This window comes from Nocardia sp. 852002-51101_SCH5132738, from assembly GCF_001665695.1.
GTDB classification, from domain to species: Bacteria; Actinomycetota; Actinomycetes; order Mycobacteriales; family Mycobacteriaceae; genus Nocardia; species Nocardia nova.
The window spans coordinates 44,421-66,074 of record NZ_LZML01000024.1 but is presented as its reverse complement, the minus strand read 5'-3'; the positions used below and the strand labels follow the sequence as shown (position 1 = coordinate 66,074).

The window sequence follows — 21,654 nt, the reverse complement described above, 5'->3', positions numbered from 1 at the left end:
TGTGACGTCATCGAATTGGAACCGGTTCTAGAAGTCACGGAGATCCAGAGCCGCCGCCATCGCCGCCCGTGGCGCGGGCCGGCCCGTGAACTGTTCGACCTGGCCGTAGGCCTGATTCAGCAGCATCTGCAATCCGCTGACGACGGTATGCCCCGCACGCCGCACGGCGGTCGCGAGCGGCGTCGGCCACGGATCGTAGATCGCGTCCAGCACCACCGGCGCCGCCGCGACCGCCTCGGCCACCACCGCCGCACCGGCGGCCGGCACCGTGCTGACCACCGCGTCGGCGCGCGCACATGCCGCGCGCACCCGATCGGCGTCGAAGTCGGAGAACTCGGTCGCCATTCCCAGCCGGCGAGCCAGCGCGAGGGTCGGCTCGGCCCGCTCGGCGTCACGGGCGACCACGGTGACCGTCTCGGCGCCGAGTTCGGCCAGCGCCAGCAGTGCCGGTCGCGCGGTACCGCCCGCCCCGAGCACGACCGATCGGCGCACCGTTTCCACGCCGCCGCCCTGTAGCGCGCCACGCACGCCGTCCACATCGGTGCAATCGGCTCGCCACCCGGTCGCGGTGCGCACCAAGGTGTTGGCGGAGCCGACCAGAACCGCGCGCTCGGTCCGTTCGCCGGCGTAGTTCAGGGCCGCGACCTTGCCGGGCATCGTCACCGACAGCCCGACCCAGGACGAATCCAAGCTGTCGATGAGGGCGGGCAGTTGCTCGCCGGTGCATTCGATGCGCTCGTAGGTCCAGTCCAGCCCCAGCGCACGATAGGCGGCCAGATGCAATTGCGGGGACCGCGAATGCGCGATCGGACTGCCCAGTACCGCTGCCTTGCGTCCCGATTCCGGCGATCCCGCTCCGTTATCGGCCACTGTCGAGAATTCCGCTCTGCTGGGCGCGTTGGATATTGCGCAGATGTTCGCTGTAGCTTTCGGCGAACATGGTGGTGCCCTGCTTGTCGACGGTGACGAAGTACAGCCACGGTCCCGGCGCCGGATTCTCCACCGCGCGCATGGCATCCAGCGACGGCGAGGAGATCGGCGTGGCCGGCAGCCCCGGCATGGCGTAGGTGTTCCACGGTGTCTTGCGCGCCCGGTCGGCATCCGTGGTGGCGACCTCGGTGCGGTCGAGGGTGTAGTTGACCGTGGAATCCAGCTGCAACGGCTGATCGACCGCGAGCCGATTCACGATCACCCGGGCCACCTTCGACATGTCCTGGGGCAGCGCTTCCCGTTCGACCAGTGAGGCCGCGATCAGCGTCTGATAGGGATTCAGTTTGTTGGTCGCCCCCGACTGCAGCAGTCCGGTCGTCTCGTAGCCGGCGGCACTCTCGCTCACCAGCTGCGCCAGAATCTGCTCGGGCGTGCCGGAAGGATCGAAATCCCAGGTGCCCGCGGCGATCATGCCCTCGAGCTGGCGTGTGCGATCGGGGACCTTGCGCACCGCGTCGACGGCCCAGGCCGGAACGCCCAGCGCGGTCGCGTCGGCCGTGGCCCCGGCGGCATCGAGTTGTTCGTAGGTGACGCATTTCTTGTCCGCACCGGTCCCGACGCAGCTGGCGTCGGCGATCTTGCGGTAGATGCCCTCGTTACGGGCGCCGGTGTTCACATCCGTGGAATCGTGCAGCCGCCGTCCTTCGGAGACCACCACGTTGCCCACCCGGGAGGTCTTCTTCAGCAGGGCCGCGACCGCGTCGGCACCCTTGCTGTGCGTCGGCACCGCGTAATAGCCCGGCTGCACCGAGGTGATGCCCGAATTCCGCACGGCCGCTTGGTAGAAGGCCCCGCTGCTACGGACGACACCCCTTTCGACCATGGTCTGCGAGATCTGTTCGGCGGTGTCACCGGTGTGCACCTGGACCACGGCCAGCGGGCCGGGCGGGCCGTCGAAATCCTCGGGTCCGCCCATCGAGCGGACGAATTTGTATCCGGCGTAACCACCGGCCACCACGAACAGGACGACGAACACGCACCCCAGGACGAGCAGATTCCGGCGGCGACGCTGCCGCTCGGCCGCCTTGCGGGAGGCCACGCGAGTGCGGCGGCTACGCCCACCGGACGAGCCCGACCGTGCCGGTCGGCCCGAGGCACGAGCCTGCGCTCTCCCCGCGGACTTGCCGCCGGAACCGCGGCGGCTTCCCCGCTGCGCCTCCTGCGGCGAGGCCGCGCTCGCCCGGGCGCCGCGCCTGGCGGCCGCGGGCGCGGGTTCCGGCTCGTCGTCGGCGATCGGTTCGATATCGGTTTCGGAGTCGTACTCGTCGCGGCGATACCGATGGCCGCTGCCGCCGGTCCGCTCGTACCCCGGTTCGGCGTAGTCGGGGTCGGGGTAGTCGGGGTCGGGGTAGTCGGGATCCGCGTATCCGGCGCCGGCGAGCTCGTGGTCATAGCGAGCGCCGTACCCGGCGGCGGTGTCGGCGTAGTGCGCGGCCGGCTCGTCCTCGTCGACGTAGCGCGGGATGACGGCGGTGTCGTCGTCCTCGTAGTCGTCCCACTCGTCGGTGGCGCTGCGATGCGCACCACCACGCCGGTAGCGCCGCTGCTGCTCGTCGGCGCGCCGGCGCGAGCGTTCTCCGGCCCGCGACCAGCGGTCACTCATCCGACCACCTGGCCTCGTCTGCACCGGCCGAGTTCAACACCGCACTCCGTTCGTCCAACCACCCTTGCAGGATCGACACGGCGGCCGCCTGGTCGATCACCTGCCGCCGGCCGCGCGCGCGAACTCCACTGTCCCGCAATGCACGTGCAGCTGACACCGTAGTCAAACGTTCGTCGGAAAGTCGTATCGGCACACCAGGAATCATGTTCCGCAAACGTCGCGCGAACCGGGCGGCCAGCTGTGCCGACGAGCCGCTGGCCCCCCGTAATGTCCGTGGTAGACCGACGATTACCTCGACCGCTTCGTATTCCCGCACAATCTCGGCTACCCGGAGCAGATCGGTTGCCGGACCGCGTTTTCCACCCTTGACGGTCGGCACCGTCTCCACCGGGGTCGCCAGAATCCCGTCCGGGTCACTCGCGGCGACTCCGATGCGCACGGTCCCCACGTCGATGCCGATCCGCCGGCCGCGGCCGGGATCGGTCCGCGCGTCGGGGCGTTCGGCCGGGATGTCGTCCGGCCGGGCGGCCCCGGCTTCCGGAGCCGCCCCCGATCGGGACGGCTCCGGTTCCGAAGGCTCCGAATTCTCGGAATGGTCCATCAGGCGGCGATCTCGGCCACCCGTGCGCGCACGCCGGCCAGGCCGGCCTCGATACCGGACGGGTCGGAGCCGGCGCCCTGCGCCATCTCCGGCTTACCGCCGCCGCGGCCCGCGATACTCGGGCCGAAACTGCCGACCAGCTCACCGGCCTTGACGCCGAGCGCCTGGGCGGGCTTGTTCACCGCGACCACGAACGGCACCTTGCCGTCGGCATTGCCGAGCAGAACGACCACCGCCGGCTCGCTGCCGAATCGGCCGCGGATATCGGTGGCCAGGGTCCGCAGATCGCCCGCGCCGACACCCTTGGGGGCGGCCGCCGCGACCAGCAGCACCTCGCCGACCCGCTGCGCCTGCTCGACGTACGCACCCGCCTGCGAGAGCACGGCCGCGGCCTTGGTGCGCTCGAGTTCCTTCTCGGCGACCTTCAACCGTTCCACCAGTTGCTCGACCCGAGCCGGCACATCTTCGGAGGGCACCTTGAGCGAGGCGGCCACACCGGCCAGCAGGGCTCGCTCCTTGGCCAGGTACTTGTAGGAATCCAGCCCGACGAAAGCCTCCACGCGGCGCACGCCGGAACCGACCGACGATTCGCCGAGTAGTGTGATCGGCCCGATCTGCGACGAGTGTTCGACGTGGGTACCGCCGCACAGTTCCATCGAGAACGGCCCGCCGATCTCGACGACGCGCACCTCGGACCCGTAGTTCTCGCCGAACAGCGCCAGCGCGCCCATCGCCTTGGCCTTGGGCAGATCGGTGACGAAGGTGTTCACCGGGAAGTCCGAGCCCACCGCATCGTTGGACACGGCCTCGATGTCGGCCTTCTGCGACTCGGACAGCTGGCCCTGCCAGTTGAAGTCGAAGCGCAGATAGCCGGGCTTGTTCAGCGAACCGGCCTGCACGGCGTTCGGGCCCAGCACCTGCCGCAGCGCGGCATGCACCATGTGCGTGCCGGAGTGTCCCTGGGTGGCGCCACGCCGCCACGCCGGATCGACCTGGGCGAGGACGGCATCGCCCTCGGTGATCCGACCGCGTTCGACGGTGGTCTTGTGCACCCACAGCTTCTTGGCGATCTTCTGCACGTCGTTGACGCGCAACTCCGTGCCCGACGCCGTGAGGGTGCCGCGGTCGGCGATCTGACCACCGGATTCGGCATAGAGGGGACTGCGATCGAGGATGACCTCGACGTCCTGCCCGGCGGTCGCGGTGGGGACCCGGACACCATCGGCGATGAGGGCGAGAACCCGCGCCTCGGTGGCGAGCTCGTCGAAGCCGGTGAATTCGGTGGCGCCGCGGTCGACCAGTTCCTTGTAGATCGACAAATCGGCGTGGGCGTGCTTGCGCGCCTGCGCATCGTCCTTGGCTCGCTGCCGTTGCTCGGCCATGAGCGTGCGGAAGCCCGACTCGTCGACCTCGAGCCCGGCCTCGGCGGCCATCTCCAGGGTCAGATCGATCGGGAAACCGTAGGTGTCGTGCAGGGTGAACGCCTCACTGCCCGCGATCGTGCGCCCACCGGTGGCCTTCACCTCGGCGACCGCGTCGTCGAACAGCTTCGACCCGGTGCTCAGCGTCTTGAGGAAGGCGGTCTCCTCACCGACGGCGACGGTCTCGATGCGGGTGAAATCGGTGGCCAGTTCCGGGTACGAGGGCGACATCAGCTCGCTGACGACCTTCATGAATTCGCCGATCACCGGCTTCTCGGCACCCAGCAGCCGGGCCGAGCGCACGATCCGGCGCAGCAGCCGGCGCAGCACGTAGCCGCGGCCGTCGTTGCCGGGATTGACGCCGTCGGCGATCAGCATCGCCGAGGTGCGGGCATGGTCGGCGATGACCCGGAAGCGCACATCGTCGGCGTGTTCGACGCCGTAGCTCTTGCCGGTCAGCTCCTCGGCCTTGGAGATGATGGGGCGCAGCAGATCGGTTTCGTAGACGTTGTCCACGCCCTGCAGCAGCATCGCCACGCGTTCGATGCCCATGCCGGTGTCGATGTTCTTCTTCGGCAGCGATCCGACCGGCGGATAGCCCAGCTTGGGGCTCTGCTCGCCGCGGATGTCCTGCATGAACACGAGATTCCAGATCTCGAGGTAGCGATCCTCGTCGGCGACCGGGCCGCCCTCGGCGCCGTATTCCGGCCCGCGGTCGTAGTAGATCTCCGAGCACGGCCCGCCGGGACCCGGCACACCCATATCCCAGTAGTTGTCCTTGCCGTCGCGGAACTGGGTGCGCTCCTTCGGGATTCCGGCGACGCGATGCCAGATCTCGGCGGCCTCGGGATCACTTTCGTAGGCGGTGACCCAGATCCGCTCCGGATCGAAGCCGAATCCGCCTTCTTCCTGAGATCTGCTGATCAGCTCCCAGGCGAAGGTGATCGCGCCTTCCTTGAAGTAGTCACCGAAGGAGAAGTTGCCCGCCATCTGGAAGAACGTGTTGTGGCGGGTGGTGACGCCCACCTCTTCGATATCGCCGGTGCGCACGCACTTCTGCACGCTGGTCGCGCGCGAGAACGGCGGCGCCTCCTGGCCCAGGAAATACGGCTTGAACTGCACCATGCCCGCATTGACGAACAGCAGGTTCGGGTCCGGCAGGATCAACGAGGCACTCGGTACCTCGGTGTGGCCGGCACGGACGAAGTGGTCCAGGAAACGCCGTCGGATCTCGTGGGTCTGCACGAATATCCAGCCTACCGGGCGCGGTCCAGCCGGTTTTCAGCGGTCGTGCGGCGCGCACCCGGCTCAGCGACCTCGGACGATGCGGCGCAACTTGGTGACCCGCGGCCCGATCTCGCGCTCGTAGCCGTGATCGGTCGCGGTGTAGTAGTCGGCGCCGACCAGTTCGTCGGGCGGGTACTGCTGCGCGAGGATCCCGTCCGGGTGGTCGTGCGGATATTTGTAGCCCTGCGCGTTGCCGAGTTTCGCCGCGCCCGCGTAATGCCCGTCGCGCAGGTGGGGCGGCACCGCGCCGGCCTTACCCGCCGCGATGTCGGACATGGCCGCGCCGATGGCCGCCGCGACCGCACCCGACTTGGGTGCGGTAGCGACGTGGATGGTCGCGTGCGCGAGCGCCAGCTGCGCCTCCGGCATACCGACCAGCTGGACCACCTGCGCGGCGGCGACCGCGGTCTGCAGGGCGGTGGGGTCGGCCATGCCGACGTCCTCGGAGGCCTGGATCATCAATCGCCGCGCGATGAAGCGCGGATCCTCCCCCGCGCTGATCATCCGGGCCAGATAGTGCAGCGCCGCGTCGACATCCGACCCGCGCAGCGATTTGATGAACGCGCTGATCACGTCGTAGTGCTGGTCGCCGGCGCGGTCGTAGCGTACCGCGGCCTTGTCGACACTGGCCTCGACCAGATCCACGTCCACCGTGCCGTCGAGCGACGATTCCGCCGAGGCCTCCAGGGCGGTGAGCGATCGGCGCGCGTCGCCGCCGGCGATGCGGACGATGTGGTCGAGCGCCGCCTCGGTGACGGTGTACTGCCCGGCCAAGCCTCGCCCGTCGTCGATCGCGCGACGCAGCACGGTGCGAATGTCGTTGTCCGACAACGACTTCAGCTGCAGCACCAGCGATCGCGACAGCAGCGGCGACACCACCGAGAAAGACGGGTTCTCCGTCGTCGCCCCGACCAGCAGCACCACCCGGTTCTCCACCGCGGCCAGCAGGGCGTCCTGCTGGGTTTTCGAGAACCGGTGCACCTCGTCGATGAACAGCACGGTCTGCTCCCCCACGAGCAGCCGCCGTCGCGCCAGCTCGATGACCGCCCGCACTTCCTTCACGCCCGCCGACAACGCCGACAGCGCCTCGAAGCGACGGCCGGTGGCGGTCGAGATGAGGGCGGCCAACGTCGTCTTGCCTGTCCCGGGCGGGCCGTAGAGCAGCACCGACGCCGCGCCGGATCCTTCGATCAGCCGGCGCAGCGGTGATCCGGGGCCGAGCAGATGTTGCTGACCGACCACCTCGTCCAGGCTCGCCGGCCGCATGCGCACCGCCAGCGGGGACATCCGGCCCGCCGGCGGTAGTGCGGTGGATATGCCGGACGACTCAGACGACTCCTCCACCTCCGGCGCCTCGAACAACCCTTCGCTCACGCCTCGACGGTACCGATGAGCACCGACATTCAGGACGAGGTGGGGTCGTGACGCAGAATCCGCGCGGCCTGCGCCTCGATCGACGCGCGCAGTTCGGCGTCGGTCAGCTCGCGCAGGCCCGCGGCGCTGCGCAGGAACGGCTCGAGCAGTTGCCAGCCCATGGCGAACGCGGCCAGATGTGCCACCGCCAGTCCGGCGGCGCGGTCGCTGTCCATCTGCGGCCGCAGGTTCTCGATCAGCATCGCCATCACCGGGAACTGTTCTTGCAGCTCACCGACCGGATAGCCGTCCAGGATGCAGCGGGCCAGCACGGTCAGATGCCGGCGCAGCCGGGGATCGGTGGCGGTGAGCTGTCCGGCGGCGGCCAGTGCGCCCGATTGTTCGCCGAGATAGCTCAGCACGGCTCCGACCAGCTTGTCCTTCGCACCGAGATGCCGGAACACCAGGCCGTGGTTCACCCCCGCACGGTCGGCGATATCCCGGATCGAGGTCGCGGCCGGGCCGCGCTCGGCGAACAGGTCGGCGGCGGCCTCCGTGACCGCCGCGACGACCGCCGCACGACCGACCGGTCCGGCGCCGGAGTCGTCGCGACGCGGAGTCGATGGCGGGTTCTCGGACATCGGGCTACAGTAGCGAATACCGGTGTAGTCAATTGACTACAGTCGCCCGATCGCCGAAGGAAACGCCATGACGCACACCACCGCCGCGGAGACCGAACCGGTCGCCCACTACGGCGTGAGCTCGTTCCCACTGCCCGAATTTCCGCTGATCGCGGGCCCGTTCACCCATCTGGTCGCCGAGCGTGACCGACTGGCCGCGCTGCGCTGGCAGCATTTCGACGCGCGGCAGGCCGGCGTCACCCTCGGCGCGGAGATCAGCGGCGTGGACCTGACCCGGGAGCTGCCCGCGGAGGTGATCGCGGAACTGCGCCGGGCACTGCACGAGTACAAGGTGCTGTTCTTCCGCGATCAGCCGCTGACGGCCGGGCAGCATGTCGCGTTCGCGGCGCGCTTCGGCACGCTCGAGGTGCATCCGTTCATTCCGTCCAACACCGAACAGCCGGAACTGGTCCGCTTCGAGAAGACGCCGACCATCGCGGGGGTCGAGAACATCTGGCATCACGACGTGACGTGGCGGCCGCAGCCGTCCATGGGTGCGATCCTGCACGCCGTCGCCGTTCCCGCGATCGGCGGCGACACCCTGTTCTCGGATATGTACGCCGCCTACGAGGCGCTCGATGCCGCCACCCGCGCCGAGATCGACGACCTCACCGCGACCCACGACTACACCCGGGCATTCGGCCGCGGGCAGACGACCGAAGCGCAGGAGGCGATGCGAGCACAGCATCCGCCGGTCAGCCACCCGGTGGTGTGCACGCACGAGGCGACCGGACGCCGCCACCTCTACGTCAACCGGATCTTCGTGGACCGCATCGACGGCATGGATCCCGAGGCGAGCCGCGAGTTGCTGGACCGGCTCTGCCGCCAGGCCGACTATCCCGAACACCAGGTGCGGCTGCACTGGGAGCCCGACACCGTCGCCTTCTGGGACAACCGGGCCGTGCAGCACTATGCCGCCAGCGACTATTGGCCGCAGACCCGGATCATGGAACGAGCCTCGATCGTCGGGCCGCGCCCGGCCCGCTGAGTCACTCCTCCCAGAGTTCCTCGAGGGTGGCGGAGACATGCTCGGCGAAGTCGCCGAGCGTGTCGTCGCCGGTGCAGCGCGCATCCTCGGCGAGGGCGGCCCAGCGATTGATCAGGGCGGCCGAGCGCGGCACCGACAGTCCGTGTTCGCGGGCCGCCGCGATGCGGGTGTGATCGGCGGGCAGGAACCAGAACGTCGTCAGCCAGACCCAGATGAGCCGGGCCTCGAGGATGCGTTCGGCAAGCAGATCGTCGTCGGCGAGGGCCGGCCACACGCCCACGACCTCCGAGCGCCAGGCCTCGACCATCTGATGCGCCCGCTCGCGGGAGAGTTCGAAGTCGCACAGGCAGCCGGGGAACGACACCAGCGCGTAGGCGATATCGAGCGTGGCGTCGCGGAAACCGCCCCATTCGTAGTCGAGGAACCGAGCGCCCTCGTCGTTGAGGATCACGTTGTCGGGGCACAGGTCGGAGGGGCTGAACGCGCGGAAGCGGCCCGCGGAGAAGAGGCGATTGCCCCGCACGATGCGCTCCGCGATCTCGCCCGGCACGTCGATGCCGACCTCACGGGCCAGCATTCCGGGGACCTCACCGATGGCGGCCTCGGCCTGCTGGGCGATCCCGTCGACCCGGTGCACCACCTCCACCCGCCGCAGCAGCGCCACGAAATCGGCCTCCCGGCCGACCGTTGCGGCGTGCATGCGGCCCAATGCCTGCGCGAACGCCATCTGAGCGTTGCGGGTGGCGGGTTCGGCGCCGGTTTGCAGCACCGAGGTGAGCGACATGTTCTCGCCCAGATCGCTGAGGATCAGCAGCCGATCCGGCAGGCTGTGCGCCAGCAGATAGGCGCCGGGACGGTGCTCGCTGCTGAGCGCGGTGGTGAACTGATAGGACACCGCCTCACGCAGAAACGCCGAATCGATACTCGCGACCCCGGGTGCCAAACCACCGATCCGGCGCTCCTGGGCGGCGCCACGGACCTGCTTGACGATCAGGGTACGGGGAAGTGAGAACGAGTTCTCCGCTACGCGTACGCGCAGCACCGTCGTCCTGCCACTGCCGCTGAGTTCGATGGGATCGCTCAGCTTCACCGCAGCACCCATGCGCTTCGTGAGCAACTGTTGTGCCGCGGACACGACTTCGGCGGCGCGTTCGGCCAGTAGTGCGGTCATCGCCAACCAAGTTACTCGCTCCAGGTCACTTTCAGCGAGCGGTTCGGCAACCTTTCGCGCGTCGTCGGCGTGTCCCCGCCGAGCGGCTGCGACCGGACCGAGATGCTCATTACGCTCATCGTCGGCCGGGTCGCGGATCCGGCCGGATACCGCGGCCCGTCACTTGACACGCCCGGCCGTGTCCGGTTGTGTCGAAATCTCAACTGCAGTGTGCCGCACCAGAACCCAGGTGATTCGAAAGGTCCGACGATGACCGACTCCCCGCAGTCCGCACCCCGCGACACCGGCGAAGGCGGTGAACGGCGACCGGAGAGCCGGCCCGGGCAGCATCCCACCGGTCCAGGACGACCCGGCGCCGGGACAGGCGAACATCCCGCAACGCCGGGCGGGCCCGAAATGGCCGGAGCCACGGGATATCCGCAGTTCGAGGGCACCGGGGCCCCGCAGTACGGCGCCTCCCGGTACGGCGGGGCGCCGGGCGAGCCGCCGCCGGTCACTCCGGGCGGGGTGCCCCCGGTGGCGTCCGGAGCACAGGGACAGCCCGGGCCCACCTACGGTCCGCCCGGCAGCGTCCCGCCGGGCGCCTATCCGCCGCCCGCCGATCCGACCTGGGGCGCACCGGATAACGGCATGCCGCCACAGGGCACGCCCGGTTACGGCGCGCCGCAGGGATACCCCGGCGGACCGGGCTACGCCGCGGCACCGGGTCTCAATATCGGCCGGGCGCTCAGCTTCGCGTGGGATCGCTTCCGCGCCAATCCGATTCCCTGGGTCGCGATCACGCTCGTCGGATTCGTCGCCTATCTGATGGTGACGGTGGTGGTGAACGTCACGCATATGAACTCGCTGATGCCGGTGATGCTGATCGGCTTGCTCGCGGCGGTCGTGGTCTGGCTGCTGCAGGCGGCGATGATTCGCGGCGCGTTGTACGAAACCGACGGCACACCACCGGATTTCGCCTCGTTCTTCGGCTTCGTCAACGCCGGCAACGTGCTGATCACCGCGCTGCTCGTCTTCGTGGCGGCCTGCGTCGGCGCGGTGTTGTGCATCCTGCCGGCACTCATCGTCGGCTATCTGTGCATGTTCTCGCTGCACTACGTCATCGACCAGGACCTCGATCCGTTCAGCGCGATCAAAGCCAGTGTGCAACTGGTGGTCTCGAATTTCGTCCCGACGCTGCTGCTGGCCCTGACCGTCGCCGCGCTGACCATCGTCGCCACCGCACTGTGCGGCATCGGCCTGCTGGTGGTGGGACCGCTCACTGTTATCGCGGTCACCTACTCCTACCGGATGCTCACCGGCGGATTGATCGCCTGAGCCGGCCGCCGGCTCAGCGGTCGTCGCCGGACCACCAGCGCGCCAGCACATTCAGCCGCTTCGGACGTGGCGGGCCCAGCGCGTGCCCGTGGTGGGGACGCAGTTGCAGCACGATGATGCCCGCCACGACGATGCCGACCATGTTCACGCCCAGCTGGCCGATCGACTCGAAGGCCTTGTGCCATTCGCCGACGGTGGCGGCGACCGCGGCGAAACCCGCGGCCGGAATCGTCGTCACCGAGATGAACACCCCGACCAGCGCCGCCGACTTCGCGGTCACCAGCGACATCATCCCCGCCGCACCCGCGAGCAGCGCCACCACCAGTGAAAACGGCCCCACCTCGTAGATGAAGTCCACGTTGCGGATGGCGTGGATGCGATCGACGGTGATCCAGCCGAACTGTTCCCACACCAGTGAGGCCAGTGCCGCGATCCCCATCGCCACCGGGAAGCCGATCAGCAAGGCCAGGATCGAGCGGCGGGCGAGGCGAAAGTTCCTGCGCACCACCGCGACCGCGATGGCGGCCAGCGGCCCGAACTCGGGGCCGACCACCATGGCGCCGACGACCGTCACCGGCGAATCGGTGGCCACACCGACGACGGCCAGCAGGCACGCGATCGTGATGAACGACAGGAATGTGGGGCTGAGCGTCGATTCCTCGTGGGTCTGGGCGAGCAGCTCCTCCCAGACGATCGCATCCGACGGATCGCCCGGCGCCGCCTCGACCGCGCGGTCGGCCGGGGTCGACAGCACCGTTTCCACCGGGGAGAGCATGATGCCGCCGTAGTCGTTGATGCCCAGCCCGCGCAGACCGGCCAGCACGTCGTTGGCCGACTCGCGCGCGATATCGGCTTGGACGAGATCACCGGGCGGTTCGACCGAGGCGCCGCGCTGCACGGTGATGAGCGTGGCGCCGGGCTCGGACCGCAGCGCGGTCACCGCGGCGTCGGTCGACTCCGGTGGGCACACCGCCCGCAGGTGCAGCACCTCAATCCCCTGTCGTCTGCAGATCGTCCGGCACCGAGTGGCGCCGGACGATCTGCAGACTAACCGGTGCGCGGCCGCGGCTGCCCCCAACCACGGCGGCGCTCACGGGTTCGGATCGAAGCGGTTCGCGGATCGGACCTACGTGGTCTTCGGCTTGCCGTGCTCGTCGAGCACCACGTCGAGCCCGGCTTCCTTGCGCTGCTGCGCGGTGATCGGGGCCGGCGCGTCGGTCAGCGGGTCCACACCGCCGCCGGACTTCGGGAACGCGATGACCTCGCGGATCGAATCCACTCCGGCCAGCAGTGCGGTGATGCGGTCCCAGCCGAAGGCGATACCACCGTGCGGCGGCGCGCCGAAAGCGAAGGCGTCCAACAGGAATCCGAATTTCTCCTGCGCCTCGTCGTGGCTGATGCCCATGACCTCGAACACCCGCTCCTGCACGTCGCGGCGATGGATGCGGATGCTGCCGCCGCCGATCTCGTTGCCGTTGCAGACGATGTCGTAGGCGTAGGCCAGCGCCGAGCCGGGATCGGTGTCGAAGGTGTCGATGGACTCCGGCTTCGGCGAGGTGAACGCATGGTGCACCGCGGTCCAGGCCGAATGCCCAAGGGCCACATCACCGCTCGCGGTGGCGTCGGCGGCGGGTTCGAACATCGGCGCGTCCACGATCCACACGAACGCCCAGGCGTCCTCGTCGATCAGGCCGCACTTGCGCGCGATCTCGCCACGCGCCGCGCCCAGCAGCGCCCGGCTCGACTTCTCCTCTCCGGCGCCGAAGAAGATGCAGTCGCCCGGCGCGGCACCGACGTGCTTTGCCAGCCCCTCGCGTTCGGCGTCGGACAGGTTCTTGGCGACCGGGCCGCCGAGGGTGCCGTCTTCGCCGACCAGGATGTAGGCCAGGCCCTTGGCCCCGCGCTGCTTGGCCCACTCCTGCCAGGCGTCGAGCTGGCGCCGCGGCTGGCTGGCCCCACCCGGCATCACCACCGCGCCGACATACGGCGCCTGGAAGACCCGGAAGGGCGTGTCCTTGAAGTACTCGGCACATTCGGTGATCTCGATGCCGAAGCGCAGGTCGGGCTTGTCGGTGCCGTAGCGGCGCATCGACTCGGCGTAGGTCATGTGCGGAATGGGGGTCGGGATCTCGTGGCCGATCAGCTTCCACAGCGCGACCAGGATGTCCTCGGACAGCAGGATCACATCCTCCTGCGTCACGAAGCTCATCTCCAGGTCGAGCTGGGTGAACTCGGGCTGGCGGTCGGCGCGGAAATCCTCGTCGCGGTAGCAGCGGGCGATCTGGTAGTAGCGCTCCACACCGGAGACCATCAGCAACTGCTTGAACAGCTGCGGGCTCTGCGGCAGGGCGTAGAACTTGCCGGGCTGCAGGCGTGCGGGCACCACGAAGTCACGCGCGCCCTCGGGGGTGGACCGCGTCATCGTCGGAGTCTCGACCTCGACGAACGCGTGCTGGGCCAGCACCTCGCGGGCCGCGGCGTTGACCTTCGACCGCAGCCGGATGGCGTGGGCGGGGCCCTCGCGGCGCAGATCGAGGTAGCGATACTTCAGGCGCGCCTCCTCACCGGGCTGATCGTCGAGCTGGAACGGCAGCGGCGCGGCCTCGTTGAGCACCTCGAGTTCGGTGACGTTCACCTCGATCGCACCCGTGGGCAGGTTCGGGTTCTCACTGCCGTCCGGACGCGCCTCGACCACACCGGTGACCCGCACGCAGTACTCCGCGCGCAGCCTGTGGGCCTGCTCGGCCGGCTCACCCTCGCGGAAGACCACCTGCGCGACCCCCGACGCATCGCGCAGATCGATGAAGATCACGCCACCGTGGTCTCGCCGCCGGGCCACCCAGCCGGTGAGGGTGACGGTCAGACCGGCGTGCTCGCTTCGCAGCGAACCAGCCAAGTGGGTGCGCAGCACGGGATTCCTTTCGACGACACGGTGCACCGGGCGCGGGATGACCTGGTGCGCCCCCATGGTAGTGAGACAGGTTCGGCGGACGGAAACCGATATCCGGCTCCCGCGTCCCGCCGGGTCGCGCACGCCTCGGCCCCGACGGCGGACACCCGCGGATCCGCCGTCGCGCCCGCGGGGTTCGCCGTCGGGGCACTCGGCGGACACGAAAGCCACTCGGCCCTCGAGCCGCGGGCGCTCATGCAAAGCTGTAAAGGTTGTTTCGGCTGACCGAGCGCCGAGCAGCCCACTCGATCCACAGGAGCAGCAACGATGACCTTCAACGAAGGTATGGATATCGATCCGGACCGGGTCTCCACCGGAGGCGGAATGGGTCCCAAACTCGCCCTGGGCGGTGGCGGTGGCCTGATCGTGCTGATTCTGGCGGTGCTGTTCGGCGTGAATCCGGGCAATCTGCTCGGCAGCGGAACATCGGGAACGCAGACCGGCGGTGTCGACACCTCCGTCTGCAAAACCAACGGTGACGCGAACCGGTATGCGCAGTGCCGGGTGGTGCTGACCGCGCAGAGTCTCGACGGCGTCTGGGGCGGGGTGCTGCCGCGTCAGACCCGGGTGCAATACACGAAGCCCGGTGTGACGCTGTTCACCGGCTCGGTCAACACTCGATGCGGCAATGCGACCAGCGCTGTCGGACCCTTCTACTGCCCGGCGGACCGCAAGGCCTATTTCGATACCGGGTTCTTCCAGGAGCTGCGGGACAAGTTCGGTGCGGCGGGTGGTCCGCTGGCCGAGGAGTACGTGGTGGCGCACGAGTTCGGGCACCACATCCAGAACCTGCTGGGCGACAGCGGCCGTGCCCAGCGCGATCCCAAAGGCCCCGACTCGGGATCGGTTCGCCTGGAATTGCAGGCCGATTGCTACGCGGGCCTGTGGGCGAGCTACGCGGACAAGACACCGGCGCCCGGCGGATCCCAGCCGCTGCTGAAGCCGTTGTCCGACAACGATATCCAAGACGCGCTCTCCGCCGCGGCGGCGGTCGGCGACGATCGGATCCAGAAGGCCGCCACCGGGCGGGTGAATCCGGAAGGATGGACGCACGGTTCGTCCACCGAACGGCAGAAATGGTTCCTGACCGGCTACCGGAACGGCCAGGTCGCGGCGTGTGACACCTTCTCGGCAGCGGATCTGAACAATCCGCCGGCCCTGCGCTGAGCGTGGGCGGCCAGCTCTTCGAGCGGGCGGGTCGCTCGGATGTCGGTAGCGGTGCGGTTCACAATGGTCGGCGAGACCGAGACGGGTGGAGGGCAGAAGTGAACATTGTGCGGGAATTCGGCGGTGCGAGACGAGGATTGCCGGGTGTGCGGGCGGCCGTGGCGGTATGCGCCGCGGCGCTGACGATCGCCGGCGGCGCGATGACCGCCGTGGCCGACGAACCCGCGGCCGGACTGTCGGTGGCTCTGACCACGATCCCGGGCGGGGAGCACGCCGGGGTGACCCCGGTCCCGACCCTGCTCGTCTATTCCGACGGGCATGCGGTCGACAGCCCCGACGCCGCCGATCCGGATCGTCCGGCCGACAAGGCACCGCGGCAGCGCAACGGACACGTCTCCCTCGACGCCGTCCACGCCGCCGCCGAGGACGCCAAGAAGCTGGCGGCAGCGGATCTGGGCATGCCCAAGGACGGCAACGGCGGATCCACCCTGCTCGACTTCCTGGGAGCCACACCCGACCAGGATGTGCATCTGGTGGTGTACTCCCCCGGCGGCACCGACGGACTCACCGACGCACAGAAGGCCGACCGCAGCCGTTTCGCGGACCTGTGCAAGAAATTGGTCGACGCCTTCGTCGCCGACCGCTGAGCCGGCCCGGCCGGCTCAGCCGACCGTCCAGGTTTCCCTGCCGTTCAACAGGTCCTGAAGCGACTGCGGCCCAACCGGTTTGCGCTCGACGGCCATCGCGGTTTGCGCACGGACGCCGTCGTCGTAGGTGGGGCGGGTGACGTCGCGGAAGATGCCGATCGGGACGTGAGTCAGGTCCTGGGAGGTCAACCGCGAGAGCGCATAGGCGTATTCGGATCGTTCGCAGTGGGCGTCGTGCACCACGATCTCCCTCTCGGCAACCTCCGCGGTCGCGACGACCTCGAGCCCGAAACCGTTGCGTACCACCGCGAATTCACCGTCGGCGCCGAACCGGATCGGTTCCCCGTGCCGCAAGCGGATGAGGTGCGATTCGGCGTTGTCGCGGCGCAGCGCGTCGAAGGAGCCGTCGTTGAAGATCGGGCAATCCTGGAGGATCTCCACGAACGAGGTCCCGCGGTGTTCGGCCGCGGCGCGCAGCACCTCGGTGAGGCCGGCGCGATCGGAGTCGAGGGCGCGCGCGGCGAAACTCGCCTCCGCTCCCAGCGCCACCGACAATGTGTTGAACGGATGGTCGATCGAACCGAGCGGCGTCGACTTGGTCACCTTCCCCAATTCGGAGGTCGGTGAGTACTGGCCCTTGGTCAGGCCGTAGATCCGGTTGTTGAACAGCAGGATCGTCATGTTCACGTTGCGGCGCAGCGCGTGGATCAGGTGATTGCCGCCGATCGAGAGGGCGTCGCCGTCACCGGTGACCACCCAGACCGACAGATCCGGCCTGGTCACCGCGAGTCCGGTGGCGATGGCCGGGGCGCGACCGTGGATGGAGTGGATGCCGTAGGCGTCCAGGTAGTACGGGAATCGGCTGGAACATCCGATTCCCGAGACGAACATCAGGTTTTCCCGCCGCAGACCCAGCTCGGCGAGGAAGCCGCGGACGGTCGCGAGAATGACGTAGTCACCGCATCCCGGGCACCAGCGCACCTCCTGATCGGACGTGAAGTCCTTGACCTTCTGCGGCCCCTCGGCGCCGGGTACTCCGGACACGCCGGTCAGGCCGAGATCGGCGCCGATGAGCGAGGTGTCGAGGATGGTCATCGGTATCCCCCTGTCGTGCGGTAGGTCGCCCGGGCCCGGGCATCGAAGGCCTTGTTCTGTTCCAGCTCGCCGATGGATCCGTCCAGTGCCGCGTCGATGACGCCGACCAGCTCCTGGGCGGAGAAGGCGGTCCCGGCCACCTTCGTCCACGGCTGCACGTCGACCAGGTATTTGCCGCGCAGCAGCAGCGCGAGCTGGCCGCCGTTCATCTCCGGCGCCACCACCCGGCGATAGCGCCGCAACACGTCGCCGGTATTGGCGGGGAGCGGATTGAGGTGCCGCAGATGTGCTTGCGCGACCGGCACGCCGCGGCGGCGCGCCCGCCGGCACGCCTCACCGATCGGGCCGTAGGAACTGCCCCAGCCGATCAGCAGCAATTCGGCGGTGCCGTCGGGGTCGTCGACCTCGAGATCGGGCACCGCGATGCCGTCGATCTTCGCCTGACGCAGGCGAACCATCAGTTCGTGGTTGGCCGGATCGTAGGAGATGTTGCCACTGCCGTCCGCCTTCTCCAGCCCGCCGATCCGGTGGGCCAGGCCGCCGGTGCCGGGCCTGGCCAGCGGCCTGGCGAGGGTTTCCGGGTCGCGCGCGTAGGGCTGGAACGGTGCCCCGGCCGCGGCGCCGTCGTCCACCGGTGGCTCGAATGCCGGGTCGATCGGCTCGAGGTCGGACACCCGCGGAATCGACCAGGGTTCGGATCCGTTGGCGATGGCGCCGTCGGACAGCAGCAGCACCGGAGTGCGATAGGTGAGCGCGATCCGCGCCGCGTCCACCGCGGCGGCGAAACAGTCCGCCGGTGAGCGGGGAGCCACGACGGCGACGGGCGATTCGCCGTTGCGCCCGTACAGCGCCTGCAGCAGATCGGCCTGTTCGGTCTTGGTGGGCAGACCGGTCGAGGGCCCGCCGCGCTGGACGTCGATGATCACCAGCGGCAGTTCCGTCATCACCGCCAGCCCGATGGTCTCGCTCTTGAGCGCCAGCCCGGGACCCGAGGTGCTGGTCACGCCGAGTGCGCCGCCGATCGAAGCTCCCAGTGCCGCACCGATTCCCGCGATCTCGTCCTCGGCCTGGAAGGTGGTGACGCCGAAGTTCTTGTGCTTGCTCAGCTCGTGCAGGATGTCGGAGGCCGGCGTGATCGGATAGGTGCCCAGGAATACCGGTAGCCCGGACAGCTGCCCGGCCGCGATCACGCCGTAGGCCAGGGCGGTATTGCCCGTGACCTGCCGGTAGGTGCCCGGCGGCAACGCGGCGGGCGCGACTTCGTATGTGGTGGCGAAGGTTTCGGTCGTTTCGCCGTAGTTCCAGCCGGCCCGGAACGCCAGCACGTTCGCCTCGCCGATTTCCGGCGTGGCGGCGAACTTCTCGCGCATGAAGGCCTCGGTACCGCCGAGCGGCCGGCCGTACATCCACGACAGCAGTCCCAGGGCGAACATGTTCTTCGCGCGCTGGCCGTCCTTCTTGCCGACTCCGGCCGGTTCGGTGGCGGCCAGTGTCAGCGACGTCATCGGCACCCGGTGCACCACGAAGTCACCGAGGCTGTCGTCGGTCAGCGGATCTCGCTCGTAGCCGACCTTCGCGAGGGTGCGTTTGGTGAACTCGTCGGTATTGACGATGACCGTCGCGCCCCGTGCGAGATCGTCGACGTTCGCCTTCAGCGCGGCCGGGTTCATGGCGACCAGTACGTCGGGCTGATCGCCCGCGGTGAGAATGTCGTAGTCGGCGATCTGGATCTGGAACGACGACACCCCGGGGAGCGTGCCCTGGGGTGCTCGGATCTCGGCCGGAAAGTTCGGCTGGGTGGCGAGGTCGTTGCCGAAGGCGGCCGCCTCGTGGGTGAATCGGTCTCCGGTCAGCTGCATACCGTCGCCGGAATCACCGGCGAAGCGGATGACGACCTTCTCCAATTTTTCGCTGCCGGTGGGGCCGTCAACGCCCTGATTCGACACCATGCGCCTGCATCACTTCCTCGTAGGGATGAGGTACCACACGCCAAGTTACTCCGCGGCTCGCCGGAGAATCCGTGGAACGAACAACCCGGCGAGCATGCGGTACAACGAATTTCGGCCGCACGCGGCCGGGCCCCCAGGGGCCGGTGGGTCCGCCGGTATCCGGCGGAGCGATCAACCGAACAACGCCAACTGCGGGTCGGACCGTACTGCCTGTATGTCATCGCCCGGCTCGGAGGGGCCCGCGGCCCGGCCCCGTGCCGGTCGTTCCCGGTGCCGGTCGAGCCGATACCGGGTGAGCAGCGGGTCCACCCGCTGCCGTAACCACGCAGAATACTCCGGTGTGACGTACGCCCCACGACCGTACAACTGCCGGTATCGCCGCAGGAGCGCCGGGTGATGTTCGGCCAGCCACTGCAGGAACCAGCCCCGGGTACTGCCGCGCAGATGCATGGGCAGCACGGTGGCCCGCGCCCCGCCGGACGCCGCGATCGCGACGAGCAACCGGTCCAGGTGGGCGACGTCGTCGGTGAGGTACGGAATGACGGGAGCCACCATCACGTTCACGTCGAATCCGGCCTCGGCCAGCGCGCGCACCAGTTCCAACCGCGCCCGCGGGCCGGGCGTACCCGGCTCGACCGCGCGGTGCAGTTCTTCATCGACCGTCGCGATCGACACCGCCAGACTCACCGGGACCACCTGGGCCGATTGCACGAGCAGCGGCAGGTCCCGCCGCAACAACGTGCCCTTGGTGAGAATCGAGAACGGCGTACCCGCGTCGGTGAGGGCGGCGATGATCCCCGGCATCAAGCGATAGCGCCCCTCGGCCCGTTGATAGGGATCGGTATTGGTGCCCAGCGCGACCGGCTCGCGCCGCCACGAGCGACGGCGCAGTTCCTCGCGCAGCACCGCGGCCACATTCGTCTTGACCACGATCTGGGTGTCGAAATCACGGCCGGCGTCCAGGTCCAGATATTCGTGGGTGGGCCGGGCGAAGCAGTATCTGCAAGCGTGTGAACAGCCGCGCATCGGATTGATCGTCCATTCGAACGGCACCGCCGAACGCTGCGGCACCTTGTTCAGCGCGCTCTTGCACAGCACCTCGTGAAAGGTGACGCCCTCGAATTCCGGCGTCTGCACGCTGCGGACGAAACCGGCACGCTCCAGCCCTGGAAGCGCGCCGTCGTCGGCTGCCGGGTTCTGGTTCTGCCATCGCACCCATCAAGTCGAACACCCGTTCGATACGATGTCAAGGACCGCGCCGCGGACGCACCCCGCGCACGCCGCGGCGCCGACCCCGCAACGATCTCAGGCCATACTGCTCGCGACCGTGCGCACGGACTCACCCTTATAGAAAGCCACCAGGTCACGCACGGTTTCCTCGGTCGGCCGGGGCAGGTATCCGAGTTCGGTCCGCGCCTTGGTTCCGTCGATCACGGGTGCCGACAGCAATGCGCCCATCGCCGCCCGCGACACCCGATCGCTGCCCAGCATCTTCCCGATCGGTTCCAGCACGGGCAGCGCACCGGAGATCACCTTGGCCGGGATGGCGAAGCGCGGGCCCCGCTTTCCGTTGACCTGGGCGGCGAGCTGGGTGACCTCGAGCATCGTCACCATCGCGCCCGAGAGCAGATAGTTCTCGCCGGTACGCCCGCGCTCGCCCGCGAGAATCAGGCCGGTGGCGACGTCACGCACATCGACCAGATCGAATCCGCCGCCGATCATCACCGGCACCCGGCCGCGCGCGGCGTCCCACAGCGTCGTGTTGATCCTGGAGTCGGAGTGGTCGACCGGGCCGTAGACACCGGTCGGATTGCAGATCACGGCGTCGAGACCCTGGTCGACGACCGCGCGCAATTCGACCTCGCCCTGGAATTTGGAGCGGTCGTAGACCGGCAACCCCGGATCGACCGAGCGCGGCGCGTTCTCGTCGATACGGCCGCCGCAGGTGTACTGATCGAACGCGTGGATCGAACTCGCGTGCACCATGCGCCGGGCGCCGACGGCGAGTGCCGCTTCGGCCACCACCCGCACTCCCTCGGTGTTCACCCGCCAGGCCAGATCGTTGCGATGCGCGAGGGTGATCACGGCGACGAGGTGGTAGACCACCTCGGCCCCGGCCAGTGCCGAACGCATCGACACCGGATCCAGCACGTCGCCACTCACCCAGGTCACACTCGGATCCGTTGCGCCGGAGGGCCTTACCCGGTCGATGGCGGTCACCTCGTGACCGCGCTCCACCAGCTGGTGGAGCAGATTCGTGCCAAGGAAGCCGGCTGCGCCGGTGACTGCGACCTTCATGCGACGAGAATATAGAACCCGTTCTAATTTGCAACATGTTCTAGTTTGTCGGACTCGAATCGCGTCGGCCGGGTCGGTTATATTGAGCCCAGCCCAGCCTCCGGTCGACGCCCGGTCGCGAGGCTTGTTCGACGTTG

The 21,654-nt window shown here is 68.8% G+C and carries 17 protein-coding genes; 4 read left to right on the top strand and 13 right to left on the bottom strand.

What is annotated here, in order from left to right; genetic code table 11:
- Positions 1–27: 27 nt before the first annotated feature.
- The 6 genes from A5789_RS03375 to A5789_RS03350 all read right to left on the bottom strand — a co-directional run bounded on the left by A5789_RS03375 (position 28) and on the right by A5789_RS03350 (position 7,896).
- On the bottom strand, positions 28–870 hold the full coding sequence (locus A5789_RS03375) for a shikimate dehydrogenase (RefSeq protein WP_064906049.1): 843 nt from the start codon (positions 868–870) through the stop codon (positions 28–30).
- On the bottom strand, positions 860–2,593 hold the full coding sequence (mltG, locus tag A5789_RS37620; RefSeq protein ID WP_064906047.1) for an endolytic transglycosylase MltG: 1,734 nt from the start codon (positions 2,591–2,593) through the stop codon (positions 860–862). The genes A5789_RS03375 and mltG overlap by 11 nt, the downstream gene beginning before the upstream one ends.
- On the bottom strand, positions 2,586–3,194 hold the full coding sequence (ruvX, locus tag A5789_RS03365) for a Holliday junction resolvase RuvX (RefSeq protein WP_082857441.1): 609 nt from the start codon (positions 3,192–3,194) through the stop codon (positions 2,586–2,588). The genes mltG and ruvX overlap by 8 nt, the downstream gene beginning before the upstream one ends.
- Positions 3,194–5,860: an alanine--tRNA ligase gene (gene alaS, locus A5789_RS03360; protein WP_064906045.1), complete on the bottom strand. Its 2,667-nt coding sequence runs from the start codon at positions 5,858–5,860 to the stop codon at positions 3,194–3,196. Before alaS ends, ruvX begins: the two co-directional genes overlap by 1 nt.
- A 63-nt stretch (positions 5,861–5,923) precedes the next feature.
- Entirely contained in the window at positions 5,924–7,276 is a 1,353-nt protein-coding gene (locus A5789_RS03355; protein ID WP_082940435.1) for a replication-associated recombination protein A, read from the bottom strand.
- A 29-nt stretch (positions 7,277–7,305) separates the two neighbouring features.
- The gene (locus A5789_RS03350; RefSeq protein ID WP_064906043.1) at positions 7,306–7,896 is read right to left on the bottom strand and encodes a helix-turn-helix domain-containing protein; all 591 of its coding nucleotides are present in this window, start codon (positions 7,894–7,896) and stop codon (positions 7,306–7,308) included.
- Positions 7,897–7,963: 67 nt separating this feature from the next.
- On the opposite strand from A5789_RS03350, the gene A5789_RS03345 reads away from it, so the two are divergent.
- Positions 7,964–8,923, top strand: coding sequence for a TauD/TfdA family dioxygenase (locus A5789_RS03345; RefSeq protein WP_082940434.1), 960 nt, complete (start codon positions 7,964–7,966; stop codon positions 8,921–8,923).
- A gap of 1 nt (position 8,924) precedes the next feature.
- Here A5789_RS03345 and A5789_RS03340 read toward each other — a convergent pair whose 3' ends face one another.
- On the bottom strand, positions 8,925–10,094 hold the full coding sequence (locus tag A5789_RS03340; protein WP_030513960.1) for a phosphotransferase family protein: 1,170 nt from the start codon (positions 10,092–10,094) through the stop codon (positions 8,925–8,927).
- 249 nt (positions 10,095–10,343) lie between these two features.
- Between A5789_RS03340 and A5789_RS03335 the strand changes: the two genes are divergently transcribed.
- Complete coding sequence (locus tag A5789_RS03335; RefSeq protein ID WP_064906039.1) at positions 10,344–11,411, top strand: hypothetical protein; 1,068 nt, start codon at positions 10,344–10,346, stop codon at positions 11,409–11,411.
- Positions 11,412–11,424: 13 nt separating this feature from the next.
- Here the strand turns inward: A5789_RS03335 and A5789_RS03330 are convergent, their stop codons facing one another.
- Together A5789_RS03330 and aspS are read right to left on the bottom strand one after the other, a co-directional pair.
- A complete protein-coding gene (locus tag A5789_RS03330; RefSeq protein WP_064906038.1) occupies positions 11,425–12,399 on the bottom strand; it encodes a DUF389 domain-containing protein in 975 nt (324 codons plus the stop codon).
- A gap of 138 nt (positions 12,400–12,537) precedes the next feature.
- Positions 12,538–14,322 (bottom strand): aspartate--tRNA ligase, encoded by a 1,785-nt coding sequence (gene aspS / locus A5789_RS03325; RefSeq protein ID WP_063018883.1) that lies wholly within the window; start codon positions 14,320–14,322, stop codon positions 12,538–12,540.
- A gap of 306 nt (positions 14,323–14,628) precedes the next feature.
- Here aspS and A5789_RS03320 point away from each other — a divergent pair, with 306 nt between their 5' ends.
- Together A5789_RS03320 and A5789_RS03315 are read left to right on the top strand one after the other, a co-directional pair.
- Positions 14,629–15,528 carry a neutral zinc metallopeptidase gene (locus A5789_RS03320; protein ID WP_030513956.1) on the top strand — a complete coding sequence of 300 codons (900 nt, stop codon included), beginning with the start codon at positions 14,629–14,631 and terminating at the stop codon, positions 15,526–15,528.
- Positions 15,529–15,626: 98 nt separating this feature from the next.
- Positions 15,627–16,175 (top strand): hypothetical protein, encoded by a 549-nt coding sequence (locus tag A5789_RS03315; protein WP_063018867.1) that lies wholly within the window; start codon positions 15,627–15,629, stop codon positions 16,173–16,175.
- A gap of 15 nt (positions 16,176–16,190) precedes the next feature.
- Here A5789_RS03315 and A5789_RS03310 read toward each other — a convergent pair whose 3' ends face one another.
- The 4 genes from A5789_RS03310 to A5789_RS03295 all read right to left on the bottom strand — a co-directional run bounded on the left by A5789_RS03310 (position 16,191) and on the right by A5789_RS03295 (position 21,517).
- Positions 16,191–17,270 (bottom strand): 2-oxoacid:ferredoxin oxidoreductase subunit beta, encoded by a 1,080-nt coding sequence (locus A5789_RS03310; protein ID WP_064906036.1) that lies wholly within the window; start codon positions 17,268–17,270, stop codon positions 16,191–16,193.
- Positions 17,267–19,219 (bottom strand): 2-oxoacid:acceptor oxidoreductase subunit alpha, encoded by a 1,953-nt coding sequence (locus tag A5789_RS03305; protein ID WP_064906034.1) that lies wholly within the window; start codon positions 19,217–19,219, stop codon positions 17,267–17,269. Before A5789_RS03305 ends, A5789_RS03310 begins: the two co-directional genes overlap by 4 nt.
- Positions 19,220–19,390: 171 nt before the next feature.
- Positions 19,391–20,434, bottom strand: a complete 1,044-nt coding sequence (locus tag A5789_RS03300; protein WP_064906032.1) for an Rv2578c family radical SAM protein — start codon at positions 20,432–20,434, stop codon at positions 19,391–19,393.
- Positions 20,435–20,524: 90 nt separating this feature from the next.
- Positions 20,525–21,517, bottom strand: a complete 993-nt coding sequence (locus A5789_RS03295) for an NAD-dependent epimerase/dehydratase family protein (protein WP_063018875.1) — start codon at positions 21,515–21,517, stop codon at positions 20,525–20,527.
- Positions 21,518–21,654: the final 137 nt, after the last annotated feature.